General features: G+C 56.1%; 4 protein-coding genes and 1 pseudogene. 2 read left to right on the top strand and 3 right to left on the bottom strand.

Translation table 11 applies throughout. The annotated features are described in order from the left end of the window. Together ACR0K5_RS09040 and ACR0K5_RS09035 are read left to right on the top strand one after the other, a co-directional pair. Positions 1 to 206 (top strand): hypothetical protein (locus ACR0K5_RS09040; RefSeq protein ID WP_480629353.1); only part of this gene is annotated, 206 nt, incomplete at its 5' end. Between the two features lie 216 nt (positions 207 to 422). Beyond that, positions 423 to 2,126 carry an alkaline phosphatase family protein gene (locus tag ACR0K5_RS09035; protein WP_480629352.1) on the top strand — a complete coding sequence of 568 codons (1,704 nt, stop codon included), beginning with the start codon at positions 423 to 425 and terminating at the stop codon, positions 2,124 to 2,126. A gap of 1,080 nt (positions 2,127 to 3,206) precedes the next feature. Here the strand turns inward: ACR0K5_RS09035 and ACR0K5_RS09030 are convergent. The 3 genes and pseudogenes from ACR0K5_RS09030 to ACR0K5_RS09020 form a co-directional block, all read right to left on the bottom strand. Further along, positions 3,207 to 3,638 (bottom strand): annotated as a pseudogene (locus ACR0K5_RS09030) (DDE-type integrase/transposase/recombinase); the annotation flags it as partial. A gap of 53 nt (positions 3,639 to 3,691) precedes the next feature. Then, positions 3,692 to 7,480, bottom strand: a complete 3,789-nt coding sequence (locus tag ACR0K5_RS09025) for an efflux RND transporter permease subunit (RefSeq protein ID WP_480629351.1) — start codon at positions 7,478 to 7,480, stop codon at positions 3,692 to 3,694. After that, the gene (locus tag ACR0K5_RS09020; protein WP_480629350.1) at positions 7,477 to 8,703 is read right to left on the bottom strand and encodes an efflux RND transporter periplasmic adaptor subunit; all 1,227 of its coding nucleotides are present in this window, start codon (positions 8,701 to 8,703) and stop codon (positions 7,477 to 7,479) included. The genes ACR0K5_RS09025 and ACR0K5_RS09020 overlap by 4 nt, the downstream gene beginning before the upstream one ends. Between the last annotated feature and the right edge of the window lie 25 nt (positions 8,704 to 8,728).

Below are 8,728 nucleotides of genomic sequence, written 5' to 3'. Positions count from 1 at the left end.
GGAAGTTTCTCTTCACCGAACAGGACAAGTGGTTCAATGGAATCCAGAACCAGTTGGTGACGCCCCTGATCACCCGCCTCGATCTCGATCCTTTCTTGATGTTTCAGAATGTTCTGATTGTGGCCGAAGCAAACGTCGGCGGGGGTGAGATTTTGCAGGCTCTCAAACCCCGGAACAAGGATGTGGCAACCAAGTTCTTTGCCTAACGAATTGGTCGACATGATCAGATAAGGCGCATTCACGCCCGGACACCGCCAATTTCAACAGTTTGCTCGACGAGCAGGGTAAACCGCCATCAAACGGGAGTTTTTCAGAACTATCGTCTTGGCCCATCAGCTTGCCTGTGTTCGCTTACCTTCTTGTTCGATCAGAATTAGCATTGCATTATCGCGGTTTAAGCCATTCACCATATTGGAAGTCTCATGGCGATTTTGACCAAAGCCGGAAAGTTGTTTCTGTTTGTTCTTTGTGTGGCTCCTTTTGCAGTGTACGCACAGGACAAACCCCGTTTGATACTGCAAATTACTGTGGACCAACTGCGCGGAGACATGCCCGCTCGGCATTATGACGAGTTCGGGGAAGGTGGCTTCCGTTATCTCATGGACGAAGGGATTCACTACACCAACGCTCATCACACCCACGCCAACACCGAAACCATTGTCGGTCACACCACGCTTGCGACAGGAGCCAACCCCACGGCTCACGGCATGGTCGGCAATCTTTGGTATGATCGGGATCAAGGCCGAACGGTATACAATATTGAAGACCCCAATTATTCAATTCTCACCAGCGGCGCGGACGTGGATGACGATACAGAGATCGACCCAACTCAACGCGCCGCAAATACCGATGGGCGCTCTCCCCTCGCGATCCTGACATCATCCTTTGGGGATGAACTGGCTGTTACGACCGCAGGCGCCGCCAAGGTGTTCGGTGTGTCCATCAAGGATCGTGGTGCCGTGGCTATGGCCGGGCATGCGGGCAAGGCATTCTGGTTCTCAAAATCTGCGGGTCAGTTCGTGACGAGCAGCTATTATTACGACGCCTATCCAGATTGGGTTGATGCCTGGAACGCCAAAGGTCTGCCGCAAAGCTTCAGTGGGCAATCCTGGACGCTTCTCAACCCAATAGACACTTATCTGTTTGCGGATCGTGACGATCAGGAATGGGAGCCGGACTTTGCGGGGTTCGGGCGTACCTTTCCTCACCGGCTGGGTTCGGTCGACGGCAAGTATTTCACAACACACCTGACGTTCAGCCCGTTTGGAGACCAGATAACGGCGGACTTCGCAAAGACCCTGATTAGTGCGGAAGGGTTGGGCGATGACGAAGTAACCGACTATCTGGCTGTCAGCTTCTCAGTAGCCGATTACGTCGGTCATCTGTTTGGCCCATCGAGCCTTGAGGCCGAAGACAATTTGCTTCACCTCGACCGTACGTTGGCCGACCTGTTTGCTTTTGTCGACGCAGAGATTGGATTGGAAAACACGCTGATCGTGCTTTCCTCGGACCACGGCGCCCCCGAGGCGCCAGGGTATTTGGACTCTATCGGCTTGCCCGGAGGGTATGTTACTCCCAGTGATTGGGAGACAACCCCTGCTGTTGATCGGATCAGGGAGCGCTTTGATCTGACAGGTCCTCTGTTTGCAGGCTACGATCACCCGTATCTGACGCTGTCCGACACTATTCGCAACGACCCGAATATCGACAGGGTCGCGTTGGAAACGGCAATCTCCGAAGAGCTTGTCGCTTTTGAAGGAGTTGCCTATGCGGTGCCCAGTTCGCGACTTCGCGAGGGTTCATTGCCCGACAACGCTCTCATGCGGGCAGTCCTGAATAATTATCACCCGGATCGATCCGGAGACATTTACGTGGTCTTCCAACCGGAATGGTTCATCAACGATATGGATGGGTTATCTGTCACTGTCACCCATGGCTCACCTTGGCGCTACGACACTTTCGTACCGATCATGTTTGCGGGCCAAGGGGTGAATCCACAAAAAATTTCTCGGCAAGTTCATACCGTAGATGTCGCCACAACCTTGTCAGCGGTAGCTGAAACCAGGCCACCGTCTGGCGCAGCGGGAACAGTATTGCTGGAGGTTATAGGGCAACAGCCTCGATAGAAATAAAAGAGATTCTGCGCCCCCGGAACTGAGCCAGTCCCGGCTATTGGACTGATGTGAGCGAAACTGCTCCACTCTGAGGTGCCCCCAGTGTTTTTTTGTTCTCTCTGCCAATAGACCGTGGCTCGAGTTATCTCACTATGGGTAGGATATGAGCGTTCTTGGTCGTAAAAGTCGATCCACCAGATGCCGGGACTGAACACTTGGTACGACTGTAAGCTTCGTCGCTAGGCCAGTTCAGATTAGGTCGGAGCTAGCGACGTTCGGGCCGCTGAGTAATCCCTGGTCGAATTTCTGTCTCAAGCGAAAAACGATTGAGCGTCGACTTCAATTACACGTTCGGACAGCAGATCAATCACATCCCGACACGACTGGTGGAAGCTGGCAGTCAACGTGAAAGTCCCCAGAGGGTTCTGCGGCGTAGTCATTTTAACAGGCCGGGGACTCGGGAACGCTCGTCATGAATAAATTTGGATTGATCGATCCTCCTGCGCGCGCTGGTCCATCTCAAGCACCGATATCCCTTGATCATTCTATTTCGGCAAGCCTTTCAGGTTCTCCAAGATCGCTTGCCATTCATTGACTTCCTATGATGGCTTACCGCCCGCTTCTTGCACCACTTCACGCGGATCGACGAAACCTTTGTGGGGGAGTGCGTAAGGTCTCAACTGCCTGTCGGGCACTGCTTCTAAACGTGTTGTCATCAATTCGCCTTCACGTGCCTTAAGTGCCAACGACAGTACGCCCATGGCCTCGACAGGGATCGAACTTAGGATCAGTCCAAAACAGAAGTTACAAGCGACGCTGTAGAGTTCCTCAGAATCCTCGGAATGGTCAATCTGGTGATAACCACGTCATGCCATCGATTTCAATTCCCGCTACGGTGTCATTGAGCGGTCGCGGAGGGTCGTAACGGAAGCGAATTCCGGAAAAACGCGAGAAGTACTGACCCGGAAGGTTGGGATTGCCGAGACGTTGAAACTCCAGGCAATTCTTGATCTCGCGTCCTGTTGGACAGGCGACAACAAGTGACCCGCTGGCGCTGTCGTCATCGAAGCCAATACCAAGTGGCGCGAGCAGAAAGACATCATTTGCGGTCTCCGTGATCACGACACGGGGTTGACCGAACTGCGAAATCAGCCACTTCAGAACACGCCAGGCCGCTTCAGCGTTCCGCCGAGGTTGGACGAGAATGTCAATAGCATCATCGTTTGCATCCACCACCCGCCAGAGCCAGCATTTCCAGCCGTTGATCGGGACCACCACTTCGTCAAAATGTCATTTATCGGTCGCACTTGGCTGGTCTAGCCTGATGCAATTGGCGAAACGGCGGTCGAAGCGGTTAACCCCTTGCCGGACGGTCGCCCAGCTGACAGTAACTCTGCGTTCTGCGAACGGATCTTCACCATCAGCAGTGCTGCGCAATGCGATGGTAGACCCAAACAGCTAGGCTGTGATTTCACGCGGAAAACGAAAGCCCTTCAGGCACGGCACTTGGGGCGAACTTTTCATGCGTGACGCGTACCAGTTCAGAGCGCGCAAACAAGTCGGCGATCACTTTCGTTTTATTCAGCGGCTTTCAGTGGCGGGCCAGCAGGGTGATCGGGCTGATCCGATCGGCTGTCCTGCTCAAGCCTTCCTGAATGCGACTCATCCTCCCAGACAATCTCGGTGGCCTGCATCTGACGGGCAGAGCGTCCGATTGCCATGTCCTGCGCGATCTGACTGGAGCGACCTGCGGTCACACGGGCAAGAACACGGCTGAGCCAAATTGCATAGGTTGTCACCCAGACCCGCAACGCCAGAAGCGATGGGGTTACGATCAGCGTCAGGACAGTCGCAATACCCAGACCAAAGACCACCGCCGTGGCCAGCTGCTTCCACCAAAGGGCCGTGGGGCTGTCGATGGAATAGCCGCCATTGATGAAGTCCAGCGAAAGGCCGAACATCATTGGTGTCAGACCAGCCATCGTCGTCAGCGTAGTCAGCAAAACCGGGCGGATACGCGATTCCGCGGTGCGGATGATTGCTTCGATACGGGGCATATAGGTGCTGTATTCCTGATAGGTGTCGATCAGAACGATGTTGTTGTTCACCACGATACCCGCCAGCGCCACGATGCCGGTCCCGGTCATGATGATCGAGAAGGGCTGTTCCATCACGATCATTCCGATCAATACCCCGGTGGTGGACAAAACCACCGCCAGCAGCACGAGAACCGAGTTGTAGAACGAGTTGAACTGCGCCAGCAGGATCACGAACATTAACCCCAGAGCACCCATGAACGCGTTCACCAGGAAGGCGCCGGATTCCGCCTGCTCTTCCTGATCGCCGGTCCATTCCCAACTGATCGAGTTGGCGAACGGGCCGGTGTCCAGCCATTCGGTCAGAACGGCAATACGTTCGTTCGGGTTGATCAGCGCAAACTGAACATCCCCGTCTTCAATTGCGCTACGCAACTGATCGACACTTTCTGCGCCGGTCAGTTGAACCAATTCGTATGACTTTCCGCCGGCAGCGTTCAACACAGTGCCAGTCGGCGTATAACCTTCCGCCACTTCACGCATCACGGCCAGCCGCACAGGCTGTCCATCGGGGCCTTTGGACACAGCCTTGCTCAGCCCAGGTTCGACATCCGCCTTGACGTCGTAATATCGCTGCTGATCGACGCGGTTGATCTCGGCCAGTTTGGCCACCGGTTTACGAGTCACGAAGTTTGACAGAGGCACCAGCCCGTCTGGAGTGCGGACTTTGAGCGTATCCAATGTCGATAACACGCGATCCTCTTCCGGCAGGCGGACACGGATCTCGATTTCTTCATCGTTGCTGTCCGGACGCATCTCGCCCAACAGGATGCCGCGCGTGACCAACTGAACCATTGCTCCAACCGTGGCCACGTCGGCTCCGAACCGACCGGCCTTTGCGACGTCCACGTCAATCTGCCAGTCGATGCCGGGCAGGGGCAGGGTGTCTTCGGTTTTGATCAGGCCTGGCGTGGCCTCGAATGCCTCGCGGGCGGTGACCGCCGCCGAGGTCAGGTCTTCCCATCCGTCACCCTTGATGCGCAGGTGCACGGGTTTAGCCGAGGCAGGGCCTTGTTCCAATGGCAAAATCTCAACGACGATACCGGGTATCGTCGCCAGTTGGGCATTCAGTTCATCAATAACGAAATCACCATCATATTCGGGCGCTACGAAGTGCCGCTCGAACAAACCCCAAAGGGCGGATTCCGAGATGTTGGGGCGATCCTCCCATGGGATGATTTCGAACTGAACCCGGCCCACCGTATCGGCCGGAGCCTGAGCGCCACCGTTATTCTGATTCAGACCGCCTTCGCCCGCGAAGGCAAAGACGTTGATGACCGCAGGGTGAGATCCGATGATCTGTTCGGCCTCAAGGACCATGGCGTCTTTTTCCGACAGGGACAGGTTTCCGCGGGCCCGCACATAGGCCGTCGCCTGTTCAGGTTCGCTTTCCACGAAGAATTCAACGCCTCGGGATTCCTGAGGGAACCAGACGAAGGCAACGAAAAACACCGCAGAGAAAACTGCCGCCAGCGATACAATCGGCATGATCGGATTGCCGACTAGGAACCGGACCACATGACCAAACGGTGTGTGTTCGTCAGCAGTGTGAACATGGTCTTCTTCGGCGCGTTCAATCTTGGCCGCACTCAGGGTCACGGATCCGGCAAAAGCTCCGAACAGGAATAACAGGGCCCCTGCGATCGAGCCACCGGGCAGCAGGTAATTGGGGTTCAGGACTTGCATCGCGCCCAAAAAGATCATGTACAGGGACGGCGGTACCATCAGCACTCGCACCCACCATGGCGTGCGCGCTCGCAACCAGACCGAAGACCGGTCGAAGATGCGGCTCAACCGCCCGGATACACCGCCCATGACCGGCAAATAGATCAGCGCTACGATCAACGAGGCCGACAGAACGAAGATCAGCGTGACGGGCAGCATTCCCATGAACTCACCCGGAATACCAGGCCAGAATAACATGGGCAGGAAGGCGCAGAGAGTCGTCGCCGTCGAGGACACGATCGGCCAGAACATTCGTTGGGCAGCCTCGACATAGGCATGCATCGGGCCAACGCCTTCCTTGATACGTTTGTCCGCGTATTCCACCACGACGATGGCGCCATCCACCAGCATCCCTACAGCGAGGATGAGGCCGAACATCACGATATTCGAGATGCTGACCCCCATGACGGCAAGGAACGCAAAACACAGCAGGAACGAGGTTGGAATCGCAAAGCCAACCAGCAGGGCGGCCCGCGTGCCCAGCGAGGCAAGTACAACGATCATTACCAGCGCAATTGCGGTCAGAACCGAGCCTTCAAGCTGGCTGACCATCGAGCCGACGATGCGACTCTGGTCGTTCGATGTTCCCAGATCAACTGCCGCTTGAAGCTCGGGCGGCCACTTGGTCTTTGCATGTGCAATGGTGTCCTTCACCTGCGCGACGGTGTCGATCAGGTTATACCCTTTGCGTTTGACCACCTGCAGCGCGACGGTCGATTCGCCGTTGAAACGGGCGGTGCCTTCACGGTCTTCAAAGGTGTAGTTGATCTGCGCCAACTCACCCAATGTAACGACCCGGTCACCGTTGACCTTGATCGGTAGACCGTAAACGTCCTGCGCGGTTTTGAAGGACGATGGAATTTTGACCGAGAATGTGCCCTGCGCCGTTTCGACCTCACCCGCTGCGATCAGCTGGTTGTTGTTCCGAACCACGTTGATCAGCTCATCTGCGGTCACGTTGTACGCCTCAAGCCGCAGCGGGTCGATCACGACCTCAAGCATCTCGTCGCGATTACCTGCGATGCCGGCTTCAAGAACGGAATCCAAAGCCTCAAGATCGTCCTGCAAGTCTTTGGCGACACGGGCCATCGTGCGTTCGGGAACGGCACCGGTCAGATTGACAATGACGATGGGAAACTCGGAAAAGTTGATCTCGGTCAGGGAATACTGTTCCGCGCCTTCGGGAAAGTCCGCCTGCGCCGAATTCATGGCGTCACGCACATCAGCCATGATCGCGGTTTTATCCCAGCCGAAGTCAAACTCCAGCGCGACCCCCGCATAGCTTTCAGCAGCGGTCGACGTCATTTCCTTGAGCCCGTCGAGATCCGCCAATTCGGTCTCCATCGGCTTGATCAACAGGTTTTCCGAATCCTCTGCGGAAATGCCGGGAAACTGCACCGAGACGAACAGAGCAGGAATCTCGATATCGGGCTCGCCTTCTTTCGGTAGCGAGACATAGGCAAACCCGCCTACGACAAGCGAGATAGCGATAAATGCCAGAACCATTCGGGCCCGATCAGCGGCCCAGGCGACGATACCGGTCATTGCGATGCTTCCCGATAGGTTGGGGCCACGATAACACCGCGTGTCACGAATTCCTGACCTACAACAATGATATCCGTCGTTTCGGGCAGGCCGTCGATCCAGACACCCTCTGCCGTGTCACGCAGAATTCGGACGGGCATGAAATCGACCACATTGCCGGTGCCGACCGTACGCACACCCAATTGACCTTCGTTGCTCAGGGTCAGTGCGGATTGTGGCAGCAGGTGGGCTTTTGTGCCCTCTGCCGCGATGCGAATGGTTGCAGTCTGACCGTCGCGAATGGTCAGGTCCGGGTTTGGCACCGTGATTTCAACTTCGAACGTACGCGTTGTTTCATCCGCGGATCGGCTTAGGAACGTGACACGGCCTCCAAGTTGCCGACCGGTGACCAGTGTTGCCGACGCTTCGGAGCCCACCTGCACGCGATTGACCTCGGTTTCCGGCACAAACCCAACCAGTTTGATCGGATCGAGTTGGATGACAGTCGCGCAGAGCGATCCGGGCTGCATCAGGCTGCCCAGCTCTGCCGTGTCACTTTCCAAAAGACCTTTGAACGGGGCAGTGATGGTCAGACGTCCAACTTCTCGCTGCGCCGCTTCTACAGCGGCGGCGGCGGCTTCAATCCCGGCCCGGGTGGCTTCCAGTCCGGCTTCGGCAGACTTCACCCCCGCTTTTGCAGTGCTCATCGACGCTTCACTGGAAATACGGCGGGTTTCCGAGGCGAACCCGGTTTCAGCCAGCTTACGTGAAGCGGTCAGGTTGATTTCAGCCTCGGCGACAAGGGCATGCGCCTCTTGCAGGCGTGCTTCTGCTTCGGGAATACGGCTTTCAGCTTCCAACTTGCCGGCCAATGCTTCGGCCAGTTGTGCTGGGCGCGTGCCAGGGTCGAGTTCGCACAATATGTCCCCAGCCTCGACAAATGCACCTTTGCGCTTGGGTTCCGAGATAACCGTGGATGTGGTTTCAGACAGAACTTCTACCTGCCGGTTTGCTTTGGTCTGACCACGCAACAGGACCGCGCTGTCAATTTCGCGCGCCTGCGAACGCAGTGCGACGACGCCCACAGCAGTGAGATCGGTGGTGTCGGCTTCGGCAGATTCGTTCTGCGTCGCTTCTTCCGAGTCCCCGCGACCGGCGAAGGCAAACAAAGAGTCGCGCTCAAACACAAGAAAATACAGCGCAACAATAACCAGAAGGGCGTTGATGAATGAAATCAAACGCATACAGTATTTCTCCTAGAATTCCGTG

The organism is Ruegeria sp. AB9, assembly GCF_056542585.1.
The sequence above is the reverse complement of the archived record's forward strand: the minus strand, read 5'-3'. Positions and strand labels throughout refer to the sequence as shown.

Coding starts and splice junctions, on each gene's coding strand:
- ACR0K5_RS09035 (WP_480629352.1), top strand. CDS start 423: ATGGCGATTTTGACCAAAGCCGGAAAGTTGTTTCTGTTTGTTCTTTGT.
- ACR0K5_RS09025 (WP_480629351.1), bottom strand. CDS start 7,480: ATGACCGGTATCGTCGCCTGGGCCGCTGATCGGGCCCGAATGGTTCTG.
- ACR0K5_RS09020 (WP_480629350.1), bottom strand. CDS start 8,703: ATGCGTTTGATTTCATTCATCAACGCCCTTCTGGTTATTGTTGCGCTG.